Genomic DNA, 18,307 nt, shown 5'->3' with positions numbered 1-18,307 from the left:
GACAACTGATGCGAATTCTGGCTATTGATACCGCTACAGAGGCTTGTTCCGTTGCCCTGTGGAACGACGGTACTATCTCTGCCCATTTCGAAGAGTGCCCACGGGAACACACCCAACGCATTCTGCCCCTGGTAAAAGCGATTTTAACCCAGGGCAACACCTCCTTAACCGACCTCGATGCGCTGGCCTTTGGCCGTGGCCCTGGCAGCTTTACGGGCGTACGTATCGGGATTGGCATTGCGCAGGGGCTGGCGTTGGGCGCTGCGCTGCCGATGATCGGCGTCTCTACTCTCGCCACCATGGCGCAGGGTGCATGGCGCATGACTGGAGCAACGCGCGTGCTGGCCGCGATTGATGCCCGCATGGGTGAAGTCTACTGGGCCGAATATACGCGCGATGAAAACGGCGTGTGGCACGGTGAAGAGACGGAAGCCGTGCTTAAGCCGGAAGCGGTCACCGAAAGACTGCAACAGTTGTCCGGTGAATGGGCGACCGTTGGCACCGGCTGGCCTGCGTGGCCGGAGATGGCGAGTGGCACCGGGGTGACGCTGGTAGACGGCAACATGCTGCTGCCGGCTGCGGAAGATATGCTTCCGATTGCCTGCCAGCTGCTCGCAGAAGGAAAAACCGTTGCCGTTGAACAGGCGGAGCCGGTTTATTTGCGAAACACCGTCGCGTGGAAGAAACTTCCGGGCCGCGAGTGAATCTCAGTAACAGGAACTGAGAAAAAGGAGTCGCATCATGGCGGTTCAGACCAAAGTAGTACGCCTTATTATGGCAGGCGCAGTTGCCATAGCACTGAGCGGATGCGTTTCCGTTCCTGATGCGATTAAGGGCAGCAGCCCGACGCCACAGCAGGATCTGGTTCGGGTGATGAATGCGCCTGAGCTGTACGTCGGCCAGGAAGCCCGCTTTGGCGGCAAGGTGATCGACGTGCAAAATCAGCAGGGGAAAACCCGTCTGGAGATCGCGACCGTCCCGCTGGACAGCGGTGCCCGGCCTGTTCTGGGTGAAGCCTCTCGCGGACGTATTTATGCGGACGTCAGTGGTTTCCTTGACCCGGTCGATTTTCGCGGGCAGCTGGTTACCGTCGTCGGGCCAATTACCGGTGCCGTGCAGGGCAAAATCGGCAACACGCCGTACAAATTCATGACCATGCAGGTTAACGGGTATAAACGCTGGCGGCTGGCACAGCAGGTGATCATGCCGCCTCAGCCGATCGACCCGTGGATGTGGGGGCCGCATCCTTATCGTTATGGCTACCCGGGTTGGGGTTGGTATAACCCAGGACCTGCACAGGTACAGACTATCGTTACTGAGTAACTTACTGTTATTGTTGGAAAAGAGACAGCGGCTCAGCCGCTGTCTCTGTTTTTTTACGGACAAGACGAAAAAAAAGAGTGACGCGCTTCGCAACCTTAAATCTGAACAATTAATAAACTGGTACGCTGAGTTAATATAATGTTAACAAACTGTTTATTATCGGGGTTGTGATGACGACGAACACTCATTTCAGAGGTGATGCATTGAAGAAGGTTTGGCTTAACCGTTATCCCGCAGATGTTCCTGCCGAGATCAATCCTGACCGTTATCAATCCCTGGTTGAATTATTTGAACACTCGGTAAGGCGTTATGCCGATCAACCCGCTTTCGTGAACATGGGCGAGGTGATGACGTTCCGTAAACTTGAGGAGCGTAGCCGGGCGTTTGCGGCGTATCTGCAGGAAGGGCTGGGGCTGCAAAAAGGGGACCGCGTCGCGCTGATGATGCCGAACCTGCTGCAATACCCGGTGGCGTTGTTCGGTATCCTGCGAGCCGGGATGATTGTCGTCAACGTTAACCCGTTGTACACGCCGCGTGAGCTGGAACACCAGCTGAACGACAGCGGCGCGGCGGCGATAGTGATTGTCTCTAACTTTGCCCACACGCTGGAAAAAGTGGTCGACAAAACCCAGGTTAAGCATGTCATCCTGACGCGTATGGGTGATCAACTCTCCACCGCCAAAGGCACGCTGGTTAACTTTGTCGTTAAATACGTCAAACGCCTGGTGCCAAAATACCATCTGCCGGATGCTATCTCCTTCCGCCGTGCGCTCCATGCGGGCTATCGTATGCAATACGTCAAGCCGGAAGTGGTGTCAGAAGACCTGGCCTTCCTGCAATACACTGGCGGCACTACCGGCGTGGCGAAAGGCGCGATGCTGACCCACCGTAACATGCTGGCTAACCTTGAACAGGTGAACGCCACTTACGGGCCGCTGCTGCATCCGGGCAAAGAGGTGGTGATCACCGCGCTTCCGCTGTATCACATCTTTGCGCTGACCATGAACTGCCTGCTGTTTATTGAGCTGGGTGGTCAGAACATCCTCATCACCAACCCGCGCGATATCCCGGGCCTGGTGAAAGAGCTGGCGAAATATCCGTTCACCGCCATGACCGGGGTGAATACCCTGTTTAACGCGCTGCTTAATAACAAAGAGTTCCAGCAGCTGGATTTCTCCACGCTGCATCTCTCTGCGGGCGGCGGCATGCCTGTTCAGCAGGCGGTCGCCGAGCGCTGGGTGAAGCTCACCGGTCAGTATTTGCTGGAAGGTTATGGCCTGACGGAGTGTGCGCCGCTGGTTAGCGTCAATCCACATGATATCGACTACCACAGCGGTAGCATTGGTCTGCCGGTTCCTTCCACCGAGGCCAAACTGGTCGATGATGACGATAACGAAGTTGCACCGGGTGAGCCGGGAGAACTGTGTGTTAAAGGGCCACAGGTGATGCTGGGTTACTGGCAGCGTCCTGATGCGACAGACGAAATCATCAAAGACGGCTGGCTGCACACGGGTGACATCGCAGTGATGGATGACGAGGGCTTCCTGCGCATCGTTGACCGTAAGAAAGATATGATCCTGGTGTCCGGGTTCAACGTCTATCCGAACGAGATCGAAGATGTCGTCATGCAGCACAGCGGCGTACTCGAAGTGGCGGCGGTAGGAGTTCCTTCCGGCAGCAGCGGTGAAGCGGTCAAAATTTTTGTGGTCAAGAAGGATCCCTCTCTCACCGAGGAGGAGCTGGTAACGTTCTGTCGTCGTCAACTGACGGGCTACAAGGTACCGAAGCTGGTTGAATTCCGCGATGAGTTGCCGAAATCCAACGTCGGAAAGATATTACGACGAGAATTACGTGACGAAGCCCGTGGCAAAGTAGACAATAAGGCTTGAGCTTCACGCTAATCGCCCAGACGCCGGTTAAGCCGGCGTTTTTTATGGGCGCAAACAAAAGAGAACCCGTTTTGAATTACCAGATGATCACGACCAATGACGAGCTGGCTTCGCTGTGCGAAGTGACGCGCGACTTTCCTGCCATTGCCCTGGATACCGAGTTTGTTCGTACCCGGACGTACTATCCGCAGCTGGGTTTGATTCAGATGTTCGACGGTAAACATGTGTCGCTGATCGATCCTCTCGGTATTACCGACTGGACGCCGATGCGTGACCTGCTGCTCGTTACTGCCGTGACGAAATACCTGCACGCAGGCAGTGAAGATCTGGAGGTATTTCTCAACACGTTTGGCATCATGCCACAGCCGTTGATTGATACGCAGATCCTGGCGGCATTCAGCAATCGTCCGCTCTCATGGGGCTTTGCTGCTATGGTAGAGGAGTATACGGGCCTGACGCTGGACAAAAGCGAATCCCGTACTGACTGGCTGGCGCGCCCTCTGACTGAGCGTCAGCTGGAATACGCTGCAGCCGACGTATTTTATCTGCTGCCTATTGCCGGACAGCTGATGAAAGAGGCTGAAACTTCAGGCTGGCTGGCTGCAGCCCTGGATGAGTGTCGTATGGCGCAGCAACGTCGTCAGGAAGTGGTTGACCCGAAAGACGCCTGGCGCGATATCAGTAATGCCTGGCAGTTGCGTACGCGTCAGCTGGCGTGCCTGCAGCTGTTAGCGGACTGGCGTCTGCGCAAAGCCCGCGAGCGCGATCTTGCCGTTAACTTTGTAGTCCGCGAAGAACATCTCTGGGCGGTCGCGCGCTATATGCCAGGCAGCATGGGCGAGCTGGACAGCATTGGGCTTTCGGGCAGCGAAATCCGTTTCCACGGCAAAACCCTGTTGGCGCTGGTCGCAAAAGCGCAGGAGCTGCCGGAAGATGCGTTGCCGGAACCGCTGCTGAATCTGATGGATATGCCGGGCTACCGTAAAGCGTTTAAGGATATCAAAGCGCTGGTGCAGGTCGTCGCAACGGAAAGCAAACTGAGTGCGGAACTGCTCGCCTCACGCCGACAGATTAACCAGCTGCTGAACTGGCACTGGAAGCTGAAACCGCAAAATGGTTTGCCGGAAATGGTGGCAGGATGGCGCGGAGAATTGATGGCCGATCGCCTGAATACGCTGCTGGAAGGGTATCCGCGCTAATAAATATGCCGGGTGAAATACCCGGCATATTCCCCCGGCGGCGCTGCGCTTACCGGGCTACAAAATCACAAACCTACGGACGTGACTCTTCCGCTTCCGGAAGCGTAACGTTCAGCTCCAGAATCGAAATATCCCCGTCTTTCTGCTCCAGCTGTACGGTGACCATCTCCGGGTCAATCTGCACATACTTACAGATCACTTCCAGGATATCCTTACGCAGCTGCGGCAGGTAATGAGGCTCGGCGTCGCTACGACGGCGCTCCGCCACGATAATTTGCAGACGTTCTTTAGCGATGTTGGCGGTGTTCTTTTTCCGCGAGAGAAAAAAGTCCAGTAATGCCATAACTTATCCTCCGAACAGGCGTTTGAGGAAACCTTTCTTCTCTTCTTCGATGAAGCGGAAAGGACGTTCTTCTCCCAGCAGACGGTCAACAGTATCAGCATACGCCTTACCTGCATCTGCCATTGTATCAAGGATCACTGGCTCGCCCTGGTTAGAAGCGCGTAACACGGACTGATCTTCCGGGATAACGCCTACCAGTTTGATGCGCAGGATCTCCAGCACGTCTTCCATGCTCAGCATGTCACCTTTGTTCACGCGGCCCGGATTGTAGCGGGTGAGCAGCAGGTGTTCTTTAATCGGGTCTTCGCCATTTTCCGCACGACGGGATTTAGAGGCGAGGATCCCCAGAATGCGGTCTGAGTCACGCACGGATGAAACTTCAGGGTTGGTGGTGATGATCGCTTCATCAGCGAAGTAGAGCGCCATCAGGGCACCGGTTTCGATGCCGGCAGGGGAGTCGCAGACAATGAAGTCGAAATCCATTTTTTTCAGATCGTCGAGCACCTTTTCCACCCCTTCACGGGTCAGCGCGTCTTTGTCACGCGTCTGAGAGGCCGGGAGAATGTAGAGGTTCTCGGTGCGCTTGTCTTTAATCATCGCCTGGTTCAGCGTGGCATCGCCCTGAATGACGTTCACGAAGTCATACACGACGCGACGCTCACATCCCATGATCAGGTCGAGGTTACGCAGACCGATATCGAAGTCGATAACGATGGTTTTCTTTCCCTTCTGGGCCAAACCAGTAGCGATGGCCGCGCTGGAGGTGGTCTTGCCAACGCCTCCTTTACCCGAAGTAACAACAATAATGCGTGCCATAGAAATTCCTTGTTAAAAAGGGATCAATTCAACGGTTGAACGGTCAACGCGTCGTCTGCCAGAAGCAGGCGAGCCGCTTTGCCATAAAATTCGGCTGGGATCTTGTCGCTCAGCCAATATTCACCTGCGATGGACACCAGTTCCGCCGTCAGGTGAGTACAAAATATTTGCGCATCCCGATCGCCACTTGCTCCCGCGAGCGCACGTCCACGCATCATACCGTAAACGTGAATATTGCCATCTGCAATCAGCTCTGCGCCAGCACTGACGTGGCTTGTAACAATCAGATCACAGTTTGGTGCATAAATGCGCTGACCGGAACGAACCGGTACATCAATCATTCGCGTTTTTGTGACGGGGGTAACGTTTTGCACCACGGGAGGGGGCGTCTGGACGGCAACAGGTGCTGTACGTGAGGCTTTTTCTTTGCCCTCGGTCAGAAGTGGCAGCCCCGCACGGTCAATTTCCGCTTTCAACTCAGCATCTTTGCAGCCGCTGATGCCCACAATACGCAGACCGGTCGAGGAGACGGCTTGCTGGAGAAGTTTCCAGTTAACCGGTGCTTCAAGCGCGCTGACATTGATAACAACAGGGGCATGTTTCAGAAAAGCGGGAGCCTGGGCGATTTTGTCTTCTAACGCCTGACGAATAACCTCGGGTTTTGCATCATGCAAATGTACCACTGATAAGGTGAAGCTACTGCCTTTAAGCTCGATGGGCGTGTTTGACATCCTGGCCTTACTCAATTTGCTATTAACCGCAACCACTCGCTGCGATATTCCGAAGAGTATCAGGCATGTTATAGTCAGGAGTATATTGAGGCAAGCAACCACCCATTAATTCAGAGTAAAAACATGTTTTGTGTGATCTACAGAAGTACAAGTCGTGACCAGACCTATCTTTATGTCGAAAAGAAAGACGATTTTTCCCGCGTGCCTGAAGAATTAATGAAAAGCTTTGGCCGACCGCAGCTGGCGATGCTGCTGCCGCTGGATGGTCGTAAGACGTTGGTGAATGCCGATCTGGAAAAAGTGAAAACGGCATTAACCGAGCAGGGCTATTATTTACAGCTTCCGCCGCCGCCTGAGAATTTATTAAAACAGCATCTTGAGGCGAACGGAAAAAAATAGTCTCAACTGTTTTTGGACACAACACATCAACCGTTTAGGGGTCGACCATGTATCAACATCATAACTGGCAAGGTGCATTACTGGATTATCCCGTCAGCAAAGTGGTCTGCGTGGGCAGCAACTATGCAAAACATATTCAGGAGATGGGCAGCGCGACGCCAGAAGAACCGGTTCTGTTCATTAAGCCAGAAACGGCGCTTTGTGATATCCGTCAGCCGCTGGCCTTACCGCAGGGGCTGGGTTCAGTCCACCACGAAGTTGAACTCGCCGTGCTGATCGGCGCGACGCTGCGTCAGGCCTCTGAAGAGCACGTGCAAAAAGCGATTGCTGGCTACGGCGTTGCGCTGGACCTCACGTTGCGTGATGTTCAGGGGAAAATGAAAAAAGCCGGGCAGCCGTGGGAGAAAGCCAAAGGCTTTGATAATTCCTGCCCGATCTCCGGTTTTGTGCCAGTGGGCGAGTTCACTGCTGACCCGCAGGATACGCCGCTTTCCCTGAAGGTTAATGGTGAATTCCGCCAGCAGGGAACCACCGCCGATATGATCCACAAGATCCTACCGCTGATTGCCTATATGAGCCGCTTCTTTACCCTGAAACCGGGTGATGTGATCCTGACAGGTACACCGGAAGGTGTTGGCCCGCTACTCAGCGGGGATGAGCTTGAGGTTGGTTTTAACGGCCTGTCGCTGAAAACCCGCGTGCTGTAACTGCATCTTGCCGCCTGAAGAGGGCGGCAAAACTTGCAACAACGTGCCAGACTCGTTATAAGGTGCGCTTTCTTTTGACGTGTGGACATCCTGATGAACGACATCCCTTTCTGGCAAAGCAAAACTCTTGATGACATGACTGACGCGGAATGGGAATCATTGTGCGACGGATGCGGGCAGTGCTGCCTGCACAAGCTGATGGATGAAGATTCTGACGAAATCTACTTCACCAACGTTGCCTGCAAACAGTTGAACATCAAAACCTGCCAGTGCCGTAACTATGAGCGTCGGTTCGAGTTTGAGCCGGACTGCATCAAATTAACCCGCGATAACCTGCCAACCTTCGAATGGCTGCCGCATACCTGTGCGTATCGCCTGCTGGCGGAAGGGAAAGGTTTACCAAACTGGCACCCGCTGCTGACGGGGTCGAAAGCGGCGATGCACGGTGAGCGCATTTCAGTGCGCCACATTGCGGTGAAAGAGTCTGAGGTTCGGGACTGGGAAGATCACATCATGAATCATCCCAACCGTTGAGTTGAAATAAAAAACCCGCCGAGGCGGGTTTTTTATTGTTTGCTGTATGTCGGGTCGCGCTGCGTTTACCTTCCAAACAAATCGCGTTTCTTCGGTTTGAATGGTTGAGCTATCAGCACCAGCAGTGCCACGACGAAGTAGGCCACAAAAATACCCACCAGCCACTGCGGCATCTCCAGGGTCAGGAATTCCCACTGACGAACGGAGCAGTCGCCGGAAGCAACAAACACCTGCGGCAGCCATTTATCCAGCGGTAGCCAGCTCGGGAAGCGGGCGGCGAAATCACAGGTCATAAATGGTGACGGATGCAGCTGCATCATGGTGTGCTGCCAGGAGAGTTCAATCCCTTTCCAGGCGCTGTACAACCAGATAGCGATTGCGGCATAGCGCAGCGGTGATTTCGGGGCAATCGCGCCCACCAGACCCGCCCCCATAATGCCAAACAATGCGCAGCGTTCGTAAATACAAAGCACGCAAGGCTTGAGTCCCATTACATGCTGGAACCACAGCGCGACCATTTCCAGCGCAAAGGCGGTCAGGGCCATTAACAACCACGCTCCGCGACCGCGGGAGCACTGGTTTAAAAATCTCAACATAATCATTTCCCTGGAACATGCTTAGAAAGCGCAGTGTAAACGAATTCGTTTTTCGCGCCACCTGTACCTGACGAAATAAAACGTAATTGGATGTTTATCGTGCGAAAAGGCAAACGGGCAGCGAACTGCCCGAGATGCATACTTTATTGCGCCGCAAGTATACCCGCTTGTATCAACCATTGCGTACAGGGAATGAGGGTAATTTTGACGCAAAGCAATCCCACAATCGTGAGCACCAGCGTATAGGGCAGGGCCATCCAGACCATCTTGCCATAAGAAAGTCGTATGAGTGGCGCCAGTGCAGAGGTCAACAGGAAGAGGAAAGCGGCTTGTCCGTTAGGGGTCGCAACCGATGGCAGGTTAGTGCCGGTGTTGATCGCCACAGCCAGCAGCTCAAACTGCCCCGGACTGATGACGCCTTGCTCCATGGCTGCTTTAGCTTCGTTGATGTAGACCGTCCCGACAAAGACGTTATCGGATATCGACGAAAGCAGGCCGTTAAACAGATAAAACAGCGAGAGCTGAGCATCCGGTGCAGCCTGTAAAACAAAGGCAATAATTGGCGCGAAGAGGTGTTGGTCAATAATTACCGCCACAACGGCAAAAAATACAGCTAACAGCGCGGTAAACGGCAAGGCTTCGGTAAACGCTTTGCCGATAGCATGTTCATCCGTTACGCCAGTAAACGTGGCAGCGAGGATAATGACCGAGAGACCAATCAACCCCACTTCAGCAAGATGAAACGCCAGCGCGGCAATAAGCCAGACACCGATGATCCCCTGCGCAATAAGACGCAGTGTCTCCTGGCGCGTCCGCTGGCTACGGCTTTGCAGATCGAATTTATGCAGTTCCTGGCGTACGGGGTCCGGAAGTAGAGCGCCATAGCCAAAGAGACGAAACTTCTCCACCAGCATGCAGGTCAACAGACCGCAGATCAGAACCGGTATACTCACCGGTGCCATTCTCAGGAAGAAATCACCAAAGTGCCAGCCTGCCGCTTTGGCAATGATCAGGTTTTGGGGTTCACCCACCATTGTCATCACGCCACCCAGGGCGGTGCCGACGCCAGCATGCATCATCAGGCTTCGCAGGAAGGCGCGAAATTGTTCCAGCACTTCCCGGTGGTAAGTATCAACCTGGCTGTCATCTAGCAGATCGTCACCGGGGCGCGAAGAGGCCACCCGGTGGTAAATGCCGTAAAATCCAACGGCAACGCTTATCACCACTGCAACGACCGTCAGGGCATCCAGGAAGGCCGAAAGAAACGCGGCAGCCACGCAGAAGGCCAGCGACAGAAGTGTTTTCGACGGAATGCTGAGCAGCAGGCGGGTAAAGATAAACAGCAGTAGCTGTTTCATGAAGTAGATACCGGCCACCATAAATATCAGCAGCAGAAGCACTTCCAGATTAGAGGCCAGTTCTGCTTTCACATGCTCTGCGCTGGTCATACCGATAACGACCGCTTCAAACGCCAGCAATCCGCCCGGCAGCAGGGGATAACATTTCAGCGCCATTGCCAGGGTAAAGATAAACTCGGCCACCAGCAACCAGCCGGCAATAAACGGGCTCACAATAAAAATGATGGGATTAACGACCAGGAACACCAGCAATAACAGTTTGTACCAGTCGGGTGACTGGCCTAAAAAATTGCGCCACACTGCGCGCCCAAAAGAAATTTCCACGACAGACGTCCTTCCCCGTCAACTCAGACAAAACATGAGTATACGCAAAAATCGCGGCCTGGAGGTGGATAAGTCAGTATTGTAAATTTCACAAAAATGAAACCGCGATCCCTCTTTTCTCTCTTTGCCGCGCTATCTGCTACAGCGTGCCTCTGGTATGATGAGTCCAATTTGCTAAAGCTGTGTAATGGAAATCTCACTATGGTCATTAAGGCGCAGAGCCCGGCGGGTTTCGCGGAAGAGTACATCATTGAAAGCATCTGGAATAATCGTTTTCCTGCGGGATCCATTCTTCCGGCTGAACGCGAACTCTCTGAACTGATTGGCGTCACTCGCACCACGCTGCGTGAAGTGCTCCAGCGACTGGCACGTGATGGTTGGTTGACGATTCAGCACGGCAAACCAACGAAAGTGAACAACTTCTGGGAAACTTCCGGGCTGAACATTCTTGAAACGCTGGCGCGCCTCGACCATGAAAGCGTGCCGCAGCTGATCGATAATCTGCTTTCCGTGCGTACCAACATTGCGACGATCTTTATTCGCACCGCTTTTCGTCAGCATCCGGAAGATGCGCTTGCCGTGCTGGCCAGTGCGAACGAAGTTGAAGATCACGCAGATGCGTTTGCAACCCTCGATTACAACGTCTTCCGTGGGCTGGCGTTTGCCTCTGGCAACCCAATTTACGGCCTTATTCTGAACGGTATGAAAGGGCTGTATACCCGCATTGGTCGCCACTACTTCGCTAATCCGGAAGCCCGCAGCCTGGCACTGGGTTTCTACCATAAGCTGAGCAAGCTCTGTTCTGAAGGCCTGCACGATCAGGTCTATGAAACCGTGCGTCGCTACGGCCACGACTCCGGTGAAATCTGGCACCGTATGCAGAAAACGCTACCGGGTGATTTAGCGATTCAAAGTCGTTAAATAAAAAACCTCTCATATGAGAGGTTTTTTTTCGTCGGGTGGCGGCTGCGCCTTACCCGACCTACGGGTTTGTAGGCCCGGTAAGCGTAGCGCCACCGGGCAAAAAAAAGCTGTACTACAGCGTATTCAACCGCGCCGGACAACGCTCAAGTAACTCCACGCTACCATCTTCATTCTGCTGCTCAAGTTGCACGTCAAAGCCCCACAGGCGATGCACATGCTTCAGCACTTCTTTACGCCCTTTATCCAGCGGCGCGCGGTTGTGCGGGATATAACGCAACGTCAGAGAGCGGTCACCGCGTAAATCAACGTTCCATACCTGAATATTGGGTTCAAGATTGCTCAGGTTGTACTGAGAAGAGAGGCGAGAGCGGATCTCACGGTACCCCTCTTCGTTATGGATCGCTGAAATCTCCAGATAATTATTCCGATCATCGTCCAGAACGGTAAAGAAGCGGAAATCACGCATGATCTTCGGCGACATAAACTGGCTGATAAAGCTCTCATCCTTAAAGTCGCGCATGGCGAAATGCAGCGTTTCCAGCCAGTCAGAACCGGCGATATCCGGGAACCAGTACTTGTCTTCTTCTGTGGGTGACTGACAGATACGTTTAATGTCCTGGAACATGGCAAAGCCAAGCGCGTACGGGTTAATCCCGCTGTACCACGGGCTGTTGTACGGCGGCTGGAACACCACATTGGTATGGCTATGCAGGAATTCCATCATAAACCGCTCGGTGACTTTTCCTTCGTCATACAGATGGTTGAGAATGGTGTAGTGCCAGAATGTCGCCCAGCCCTCGTTCATCACCTGGGTCTGTTTTTGCGGGTAGAAATACTGGCTTACCTTGCGCACGATGCGCAGTATTTCACGCTGCCATGGTTCCAGCAGCGGAGCATTCTTCTCCATAAAATAGAGCAGGTTTTCTTGGGGCTCGGACGGATAGCGACGCGCTTCGGCCACCGCTTTCTCTTCCTCACGCTTCGGCAGGGTACGCCACAGCATATTTACCTGGCTTTGCAGATACTCTTCGCGGCTTTTCTGCCGGGCTTTCTCCTCCTGCAGGGAGATTTTCTGCGGACGTTTGTAACGATCCACGCCGTAGTTCATCAGCGCATGGCAGGAGTCGAGCAGTTTTTCCACTTCATCCACGCCATAACGCTCTTCGCAGTCGGTAATGTACTTACGGGCGAAGATAAGGTAATCGACAATAGAACTGGCATCCGTCCAGCTGCGGAACAGGTAATTGTTCTTGAAAAAGGAGTTGTGTCCGTAGCAGGCATGCGCCATGACCAGCGCCTGCATGGTAATGGTGTTCTCTTCCATCAAATAAGCAATACACGGGTTGGAGTTGATGACAATCTCATACGCCAGCCCCTGCTGCCCGTGCTTATACAACCGTTCCGTTTCAATAAATTTTTTACCAAACGACCAGTGAGGATAGTTAATCGGCATCCCGACGCTGGAGTAGGCGTCCATCATCTGTTCGGACGTAATGACTTCAATCTGATGCGGATAAGTATCCAGGCGATACAGTTTTGCCACCCGGTCGATTTCGGCGAGGTAGACATCCAGCAGCTCGAAGGTCCAGTCGGGTCCATCGCTCAGACGTGTGTTGTCCTTGTTCAGGGAATCAATAGTAGCCATTAGCGCGCCCTCATTGTGGGTGCTCTCTCTGTCTGGAGAGCCTCCTTTCAAGCATAGATCAACGTGTTAAAAAGCGTGCTGGAGCAGAAATTTTTTCTTTGCGATTTCGCGTTTTTGATACGGCAAATAAACGGTGTCTCGCAGCATATTATGCTGGTTAAAAATAACGCGCAGCAGGAGATTCCAAATTAGCACCATCCCCTGATGCTGGGGGATGTGTGAGGTAAGTCACCATAAAAAAGTCATATGTTGAATAATATTTTCAACTAGGTTATCAATCTGTAATTAGAAGATTGTTCTTTTGCACATAATGGAGTGGCTATGCGTGTTGTCATACTGGGAAGTGGTGTCGTTGGCGTAACCAGCGCCTGGTATTTAAGTCAGGCGGGACATGACGTAACCGTTATCGATCGTGAATCCGGTCCAGCGCTTGAAACCAGCGCGGCAAACGCCGGGCAAATCTCTCCGGGCTATGCGGCGCCGTGGGCGGCACCCGGTGTTCCGCTGAAGGCGATTAAATGGATGTTCCAACGCCATGCGCCGCTGGCCATCAGCCTTGACGGCACCCAATTTCAGCTGAAGTGGATGTGGCAGATGCTGCGTAACTGCGACACCCGCCACTACATGGAAAACAAAGGGCGCATGGTGCGTCTGGCGGAGTACAGCCGTGATTGCCTGAAAGCCTTGCGCGCGTCGACCGGCATTGAGTACGAAGGTCGCCAGGGCGGGACGCTACAGCTGTTCCGTACAGAGCAACAGTACGAAAATGCGACCCGCGATATCGCTGTGCTGGAAGATGCCGGCGTACCGTACCAGCTGCTGGAAGCCAGCCAGCTTGGTCAGGTTGAACCGGCCCTGGCGGAGGTGGCGCATAAACTGACGGGCGGTCTGCGTCTGCCTAATGACGAAACCGGTGACTGCCAGCTCTTTACGCAACGTCTGGCGCAAATGTGCGAGCAGGCGGGAGTGAAATTCCGTTTTAACACCTCTGTCGACAAGCTGCTGTCGGAAGGGGAAAAGATTTACGGCGTGAAGTGCGGCGACGAAGTGATCAAAGCCGATGCTTACGTCATGGCGTTTGGCTCGTACTCTACTGCCATGCTGAAAGGCATTCTCGATATTCCGGTTTATCCGCTCAAGGGCTACTCGCTGACCATTCCGGTGAAAGAGGAGAGCGGCGCGCCCGTGTCGACCATCCTGGATGAAACCTACAAGATTGCGATTACGCGCTTCGATAACCGCATCCGCGTCGGCGGCATGGCGGAGATTGTCGGCTTCAACACCGAGCTGCTGAAGCCGCGTCGTGAAACGCTGGAGATGGTGGTGGGGGATCTCTTCCCGCGCGGGGGTTTTGTTGAGCAGGCGACGTTCTGGACCGGCCTGCGTCCAATGACTCCCGACGGCACACCGATAGTTGGGCGCACGCCGTTTAAAAATCTGTGGACCAATACCGGACACGGCACGCTTGGCTGGACGATGGCCTGCGGGTCTGGTCAACTGCTGAGCGACCTGATTTCCGGGCGCACGCCGGCCATTCCGTTTGACGATTTAAGCGCCGCACGCTATCAATCAGGGTTTACGCCGTCACGTCCACAGCACCTGCACGGCGCGCATAACTAAGGAGTCGTCATGTCCCGTCCTGTTCTGGCTCAGCTGGATCTGCAGGCCCTGAAGGATAACCTGCAAATTGTTCGCCGGGCAGCACCTGGTTCACGCGTCTGGTCGGTGGTCAAAGCGAATGCCTACGGCCACGGTATTGACCGTATCTGGAGCGCCCTCAGCGCCACCGACGGTTTTGCGTTACTGAATCTGGAAGAGGCCATTTTGCTGCGTGAGCGCGGCTGGAAAGGGCCCATCCTGTTGCTTGAGGGATTCTTCCACGCCGACGACCTGCCGTTGCTGGATAAATATCGGCTGACCACCAGCGTTCACAGCAACTGGCAGATTAAAGCCCTGCAGGATGCAAAACTGCATGCGCCGCTGGATATTTATCTCAAGGTCAACAGCGGCATGAACCGCCTGGGCTTCCAGCCTGAGCGGGTGCACACAGTCTGGCAACAGCTGCGTGCGCTGAAGAATGTGGGTGAAATGACGTTGATGGCGCACTTTGCCGATGCGGAAAAACCTGATGGCATTGCCGATGCCATGGTGCGTATTGAGCAGGCGGCTGAAGGGCTGGATTGTCCGCGCTCGCTGTCAAATTCAGCCGCTACGCTATGGCATCCTGAAGCCCACTATAACTGGGTACGACCGGGGATTGTCTTGTACGGCGCATCACCGTCAGGTCAGTGGCAGGATATCGCCAACAGCGGCCTGAAGCCGGTCATGACCCTGCGCAGTGAAATTATTGGCGTGCAGACGCTGAAGGCCGGTGACACGGTGGGCTACGGCAGCCGTTACCGGGCGAAGGGCGAGCAACGGATTGGTATTGTGGCGGGCGGCTATGCCGACGGTTACCCGCGCATCGCCCCGACCGGTACGCCAGTCCTGGTTGATGGTGTGCGCACCGGTACGGTGGGTACCATCTCTATGGATATGCTGGCCGTTGATTTGACGCCATGCCCGCAGGCGGGGATCGGTTCACCGGTTGAGCTGTGGGGTAACGAAATCAAAATTGACGATGTGGCTGCCGCGGCGGGAACGGTGGGGTACGAATTAATGTGCGCGCTGGCACCAAGAGTGCCGGTTGTGACGGTGTAACATATATTCGCCGGGTAGCGCTAGCGCTTACCCGGCAAAAAAACTACTACTCCGCTTCCTCGTCCATTGGCCTCACGCCAACTTTCCTGACCTCGTTATCTTCTTTCTCGGCCACCGTCCAGATCATCCCGGCAAACTCCACCTGGTCACCAACGACGGGGGCTGCACCCAGCATCTGCTGAATGATTTCACCCAGCGTTTGCTGTTTATCACGGTACTCCAGTCCCTCATCCAGACCGTAAATCAGCGCCACATCGGCAAACTTGGCGCTGGCTTCCAGAATAAAATCACCGAAGAAGCGCTGATCCAGCGCCACCGGTGGCGACTGACTGAACAGTTTGCCCAGTGCCGGCAGGTCGCGCTCGCGGCCAATGACACACAGGATATCGCCTTCGCGAAGGCGAGTGCTGCCGGTAGGATGCAGCAGAGCATTATCGCGGAACAGGGCGGCAATGCGCGTTTCGGACGGCATATGTAAATCGCGAAGCGATGCCCCCACGCACCATTTGTCGGCGCTCAGCTGATAGACGAATTGTTCCCATGGGTTCTCAGGGTGAATGTCCAGCCCCACGCGGGAAACCGGCCAGCCGACAGGAGGGACCACCACTTTGGCTTTTTTCGCCGCCCACCCGAGCGAGGTTCCCTGGAACAGCAGAGAGATCAGAACCACGAAGAACGCCACGTTAAAGAACAGACGCGCATTGTCCAGACCGGCCATCATCGGGAAAACGGCAAGAATAATCGGCACCGCACCGCGCAGCCCCACCCAGCTGATAAAGACCCGTTCACGCAGATTGAAGCCGCGAAACGGCAGCAGGCCCGCAAACACCGACAGCGGACGGGCGAAGAAGATCATCCACGCAGAAAGCAACAGCGCCGGAACGGCAATCGGCAACAGGTCTGACGGCGTGACCAGCAGACCCAGCACCAGGAACATGCCGATTTGCGCCAGCCATGCCAGACCGTCGAAATTCTGCAAAATGGCGTGACGGTTGCGAATCGGACGGTTGCCCATCAGGAATCCGCAGAGATAAACCGCCAGAATGCCGCTGCCGTCCAGCGCCGTGGTAACGGCAAAAATCAGAATGCCGCCGCTCAGCGCCAGCAGAGGGTAAAGCCCCAGAGGAAGCGAGATACGGTTGATCATCTGCTGTAACAGATATCCTCCCGCCAGACCGATGAAAATACCCAGACCGAACTGCTGCAGAATATGCCAGGCAAACATCCAGCTCAGCCCGTTTTCGTGCTGCTGAATCATCTCGATTAACGTGATGGTGAGAAACACCGCCATCGGATCGTTACTGCCGGATTCAATCTCAAGCGTGGAACCGACACGTTCGTTAAGCCCCTTTCCGCCGAGCAGGGAAAACACGGCAGCGGCATCGGTTGAGCCAACGATAGCGCCAATCAGCAAACCTTCCATGATATTGAGATGGAAAAGCCACGCGGCCATCATCCCGGTCAGTCCAGAGGTAATCAACACACCGATCGTCGCGAGAGACAGTGCAGGCCCTAAGGCCACGCGGAACGAACTCGCCTGGGTGCGCATCCCGCCGTCCAGCAGGATCACCGCCAGCGCGAGGTTACTCACCATGTAAGCGAAAGGGTAGTTATCGAATGGGATACCGCCGATGCCATCAATGCCAGCCAGCATGCCGATGGCAAGGAAAATAACAAGAATAGGTATGCCGAGACGCGATGAAAATGAACTTAATAAAATACTGCTGGTTACAAGCACAGAACCCAGAATGAAAAGGCTGATTATCGCTGCGGCATCCAATGTTGTCTTTCTCCCACCTCAATGTTAACGCTGTTACTAAAACCCTAACATATTAACGGTGGCAACAGCGTTTTATTAAGGGGGTTAAACGGTTTTTTTATGCCTTTATGACAGGATGGCCGCTGATGGTTAGTCGACTGCCTGAATCATCATGAATCAGGGCGGCGTGTGCGCCCAGCGCCAGGGTCACAGTCTGCTGCTCATGGCCAAAATCCAGCCCCGTAATAACCGGAATATCCAGCCGCGAGCGAATGAAATCGACCATGGTTTCAAGAGAGTAACCTGCGTCATAATCATTCGGTGCCGAGCCGCTAAAGCTGCCCAGTACAATCGCGGACTGACGTTCGAGGATCCCGGCGTGATAAAGCTGCAATAACATACGCTCAACGCGGAACGGATGTTCGTTGATATCTTCCAGCACCAGAATGCCGTCCTCAATTTGCGGCAGCCACGGCGTACCAATCAGCGAGACCAGCATCGCCAGGTTGCCGCCCCAGAGCTGGCCTTCACATTCCCAGTACGGCCCATTGCCTTGCCACTCCACGCTGTAGGTGGGATTACGCAGCGCGCGCCAGAAATGCTCCTGGGTGAAGGGGTCCAGCTCCGGCGCACCGAAATTACCCGCCAGCATCGGGCCGCTGAAGGTGATGACGTTATGCAAGGCCAGCAGCCCAAGCTGGATCGCCGTGAAATCGCTGTGTCCGCAGATCAGCAGCGGATCCTGCAGCTGGCGCTGCGCCAGCCCTTGCCAGTCAATGCTCTCCAGCAACCGGCTCGCACCGTATCCCCCGCGTACCGCGAGCACAATCTGGTTTTCGCCCTTCAGGTTCACCAGACTATTGATATCATTCAGCCTCTGCGCTTCCGTTCCGGCAAAGCGCTGAAGACGGCGGGGGATAATCGTCTGATTTTCTACCTGATGGTCGGATTCCAGCAAGCGCTGAACGCCCCGTTGTGCCGCGTCCTGGTTAATGCAGTAGCCCGACGGCGCGATAAGATGAAACTGAGACATGGCAATTCCTTGCTGAATGAGAAACTA

The 18,307-nt window shown here is 54.5% G+C and carries 18 protein-coding genes; 10 read left to right on the top strand and 8 right to left on the bottom strand.

The annotated features are described in order from the left end of the window. The first annotated feature begins 8 nt into the window (after positions 1-8). The 4 genes from tsaB to rnd all read left to right on the top strand — a co-directional run bounded on the left by tsaB (position 9) and on the right by rnd (position 4,411). Complete coding sequence (gene tsaB / locus AAHF05_RS12945; RefSeq protein ID WP_129323391.1) at positions 9-704, top strand: tRNA (adenosine(37)-N6)-threonylcarbamoyltransferase complex dimerization subunit type 1 TsaB; 696 nt, start codon at positions 9-11, stop codon at positions 702-704. 37 nt (positions 705-741) lie between these two features. Then, the gene (locus tag AAHF05_RS12940) at positions 742-1,323 is read left to right on the top strand and encodes a Slp family lipoprotein (RefSeq protein ID WP_028018678.1); all 582 of its coding nucleotides are present in this window, start codon (positions 742-744) and stop codon (positions 1,321-1,323) included. 203 nt (positions 1,324-1,526) lie between these two features. Further along, the gene (fadD, locus tag AAHF05_RS12935) at positions 1,527-3,212 is read left to right on the top strand and encodes a long-chain-fatty-acid--CoA ligase FadD (RefSeq protein WP_129323392.1); all 1,686 of its coding nucleotides are present in this window, start codon (positions 1,527-1,529) and stop codon (positions 3,210-3,212) included. A gap of 71 nt (positions 3,213-3,283) precedes the next feature. Beyond that, on the top strand, positions 3,284-4,411 hold the full coding sequence (gene rnd, locus AAHF05_RS12930) for a ribonuclease D (protein WP_129323472.1): 1,128 nt from the start codon (positions 3,284-3,286) through the stop codon (positions 4,409-4,411). A 73-nt stretch (positions 4,412-4,484) separates the two neighbouring features. Here rnd and minE read toward each other — a convergent pair whose 3' ends face one another. Genes minE through minC form a run of 3 tightly spaced genes read right to left on the bottom strand, consistent with a single transcriptional unit; the run spans position 4,485 to position 6,301 of the window. Further along, positions 4,485-4,754: a cell division topological specificity factor MinE gene (gene minE, locus AAHF05_RS12925; protein ID WP_008500504.1), complete on the bottom strand. Its 270-nt coding sequence runs from the start codon at positions 4,752-4,754 to the stop codon at positions 4,485-4,487. A gap of 3 nt (positions 4,755-4,757) precedes the next feature. Next, positions 4,758-5,570: a septum site-determining protein MinD gene (minD, locus tag AAHF05_RS12920; protein WP_023312187.1), complete on the bottom strand. Its 813-nt coding sequence runs from the start codon at positions 5,568-5,570 to the stop codon at positions 4,758-4,760. Positions 5,571-5,593: 23 nt separating this feature from the next. Continuing rightward, positions 5,594-6,301, bottom strand: a complete 708-nt coding sequence (minC, locus tag AAHF05_RS12915) for a septum site-determining protein MinC (protein ID WP_049008555.1) — start codon at positions 6,299-6,301, stop codon at positions 5,594-5,596. A 123-nt stretch (positions 6,302-6,424) separates the two neighbouring features. Between minC and AAHF05_RS12910 the strand changes: the two genes are divergently transcribed. The 3 genes from AAHF05_RS12910 (at position 6,425) to AAHF05_RS12900 (ending at position 7,941) form a co-directional block, all read left to right on the top strand. Further along, complete coding sequence (locus AAHF05_RS12910; RefSeq protein WP_028018682.1) at positions 6,425-6,700, top strand: YcgL domain-containing protein; 276 nt, start codon at positions 6,425-6,427, stop codon at positions 6,698-6,700. A gap of 47 nt (positions 6,701-6,747) precedes the next feature. Continuing rightward, positions 6,748-7,407 (top strand): fumarylacetoacetate hydrolase family protein, encoded by a 660-nt coding sequence (locus AAHF05_RS12905; protein WP_028018683.1) that lies wholly within the window; start codon positions 6,748-6,750, stop codon positions 7,405-7,407. Positions 7,408-7,500: 93 nt separating this feature from the next. Then, positions 7,501-7,941 (top strand): YcgN family cysteine cluster protein, encoded by a 441-nt coding sequence (locus tag AAHF05_RS12900; RefSeq protein WP_049008556.1) that lies wholly within the window; start codon positions 7,501-7,503, stop codon positions 7,939-7,941. A 65-nt stretch (positions 7,942-8,006) separates the two neighbouring features. Here AAHF05_RS12900 and dsbB read toward each other — a convergent pair whose 3' ends face one another. Together dsbB and nhaB are read right to left on the bottom strand one after the other, a co-directional pair. Next, positions 8,007-8,537 (bottom strand): disulfide bond formation protein DsbB, encoded by a 531-nt coding sequence (dsbB, locus tag AAHF05_RS12895; RefSeq protein ID WP_028018685.1) that lies wholly within the window; start codon positions 8,535-8,537, stop codon positions 8,007-8,009. A gap of 143 nt (positions 8,538-8,680) precedes the next feature. Further along, positions 8,681-10,219: a Na(+)/H(+) antiporter NhaB gene (gene nhaB, locus AAHF05_RS12890; RefSeq protein WP_129323393.1), complete on the bottom strand. Its 1,539-nt coding sequence runs from the start codon at positions 10,217-10,219 to the stop codon at positions 8,681-8,683. 201 nt (positions 10,220-10,420) lie between these two features. Here nhaB and fadR point away from each other — a divergent pair, with 201 nt between their 5' ends. Then, a complete protein-coding gene (gene fadR / locus AAHF05_RS12885; RefSeq protein ID WP_028018687.1) occupies positions 10,421-11,140 on the top strand; it encodes a fatty acid metabolism transcriptional regulator FadR in 720 nt (239 codons plus the stop codon). 115 nt (positions 11,141-11,255) lie between these two features. Here fadR and AAHF05_RS12880 read toward each other — a convergent pair whose 3' ends face one another. Further along, positions 11,256-12,788 carry a SpoVR family protein gene (locus AAHF05_RS12880; protein WP_024909810.1) on the bottom strand — a complete coding sequence of 511 codons (1,533 nt, stop codon included), beginning with the start codon at positions 12,786-12,788 and terminating at the stop codon, positions 11,256-11,258. 321 nt (positions 12,789-13,109) lie between these two features. Between AAHF05_RS12880 and AAHF05_RS12875 the strand changes: the two genes are divergently transcribed. Both AAHF05_RS12875 and dadX read left to right on the top strand, forming a co-directional pair. Next, positions 13,110-14,408, top strand: a complete 1,299-nt coding sequence (locus tag AAHF05_RS12875; RefSeq protein WP_028018688.1) for a D-amino acid dehydrogenase — start codon at positions 13,110-13,112, stop codon at positions 14,406-14,408. A gap of 9 nt (positions 14,409-14,417) precedes the next feature. Next, the gene (gene dadX, locus AAHF05_RS12870) at positions 14,418-15,488 is read left to right on the top strand and encodes a catabolic alanine racemase DadX (protein ID WP_108089702.1); all 1,071 of its coding nucleotides are present in this window, start codon (positions 14,418-14,420) and stop codon (positions 15,486-15,488) included. A gap of 46 nt (positions 15,489-15,534) precedes the next feature. On the opposite strand, the gene AAHF05_RS12865 is transcribed toward dadX, so the two are convergent. Together AAHF05_RS12865 and ldcA are read right to left on the bottom strand one after the other, a co-directional pair. Further along, positions 15,535-17,268, bottom strand: coding sequence for a potassium/proton antiporter (locus tag AAHF05_RS12865; protein ID WP_129323394.1), 1,734 nt, complete (start codon positions 17,266-17,268; stop codon positions 15,535-15,537). A 97-nt stretch (positions 17,269-17,365) separates the two neighbouring features. Beyond that, positions 17,366-18,280, bottom strand: coding sequence for a muramoyltetrapeptide carboxypeptidase (gene ldcA / locus AAHF05_RS12860; protein ID WP_129323395.1), 915 nt, complete (start codon positions 18,278-18,280; stop codon positions 17,366-17,368). Positions 18,281-18,307: the final 27 nt, after the last annotated feature.

It is taken from the genome of Enterobacter adelaidei (assembly GCF_041937165.1).
GTDB classification, from domain to species: domain Bacteria; phylum Pseudomonadota; class Gammaproteobacteria; order Enterobacterales; family Enterobacteriaceae; genus Enterobacter; species Enterobacter adelaidei.
This window is presented reverse-complemented; position numbering and strand designations above follow the sequence as displayed.

Excerpts from the sequence above, each read along its gene's own strand:
- AAHF05_RS12940 (WP_028018678.1), top strand. The coding sequence starts at position 742 with ATGGCGGTTCAGACCAAAGTAGTACGCCTTATTATGGCAGGCGCAGTT.
- AAHF05_RS12880 (WP_024909810.1), bottom strand. The coding sequence starts at position 12,788 with ATGGCTACTATTGATTCCCTGAACAAGGACAACACACGTCTGAGCGAT.
- tsaB (WP_129323391.1), top strand. The coding sequence starts at position 9 with ATGCGAATTCTGGCTATTGATACCGCTACAGAGGCTTGTTCCGTTGCC.
- minD (WP_023312187.1), bottom strand. The coding sequence starts at position 5,570 with ATGGCACGCATTATTGTTGTTACTTCGGGTAAAGGAGGCGTTGGCAAG.
- fadR (WP_028018687.1), top strand. The coding sequence starts at position 10,421 with ATGGTCATTAAGGCGCAGAGCCCGGCGGGTTTCGCGGAAGAGTACATC.
- AAHF05_RS12875 (WP_028018688.1), top strand. The coding sequence starts at position 13,110 with ATGCGTGTTGTCATACTGGGAAGTGGTGTCGTTGGCGTAACCAGCGCC.
- dsbB (WP_028018685.1), bottom strand. The coding sequence starts at position 8,537 with ATGTTGAGATTTTTAAACCAGTGCTCCCGCGGTCGCGGAGCGTGGTTG.
- AAHF05_RS12905 (WP_028018683.1), top strand. The coding sequence starts at position 6,748 with ATGTATCAACATCATAACTGGCAAGGTGCATTACTGGATTATCCCGTC.
- dadX (WP_108089702.1), top strand. The coding sequence starts at position 14,418 with ATGTCCCGTCCTGTTCTGGCTCAGCTGGATCTGCAGGCCCTGAAGGAT.
- AAHF05_RS12910 (WP_028018682.1), top strand. The coding sequence starts at position 6,425 with ATGTTTTGTGTGATCTACAGAAGTACAAGTCGTGACCAGACCTATCTT.
- ldcA (WP_129323395.1), bottom strand. The coding sequence starts at position 18,280 with ATGTCTCAGTTTCATCTTATCGCGCCGTCGGGCTACTGCATTAACCAG.
- minE (WP_008500504.1), bottom strand. The coding sequence starts at position 4,754 with ATGGCATTACTGGACTTTTTTCTCTCGCGGAAAAAGAACACCGCCAAC.
- minC (WP_049008555.1), bottom strand. The coding sequence starts at position 6,301 with ATGTCAAACACGCCCATCGAGCTTAAAGGCAGTAGCTTCACCTTATCA.
- AAHF05_RS12900 (WP_049008556.1), top strand. The coding sequence starts at position 7,501 with ATGAACGACATCCCTTTCTGGCAAAGCAAAACTCTTGATGACATGACT.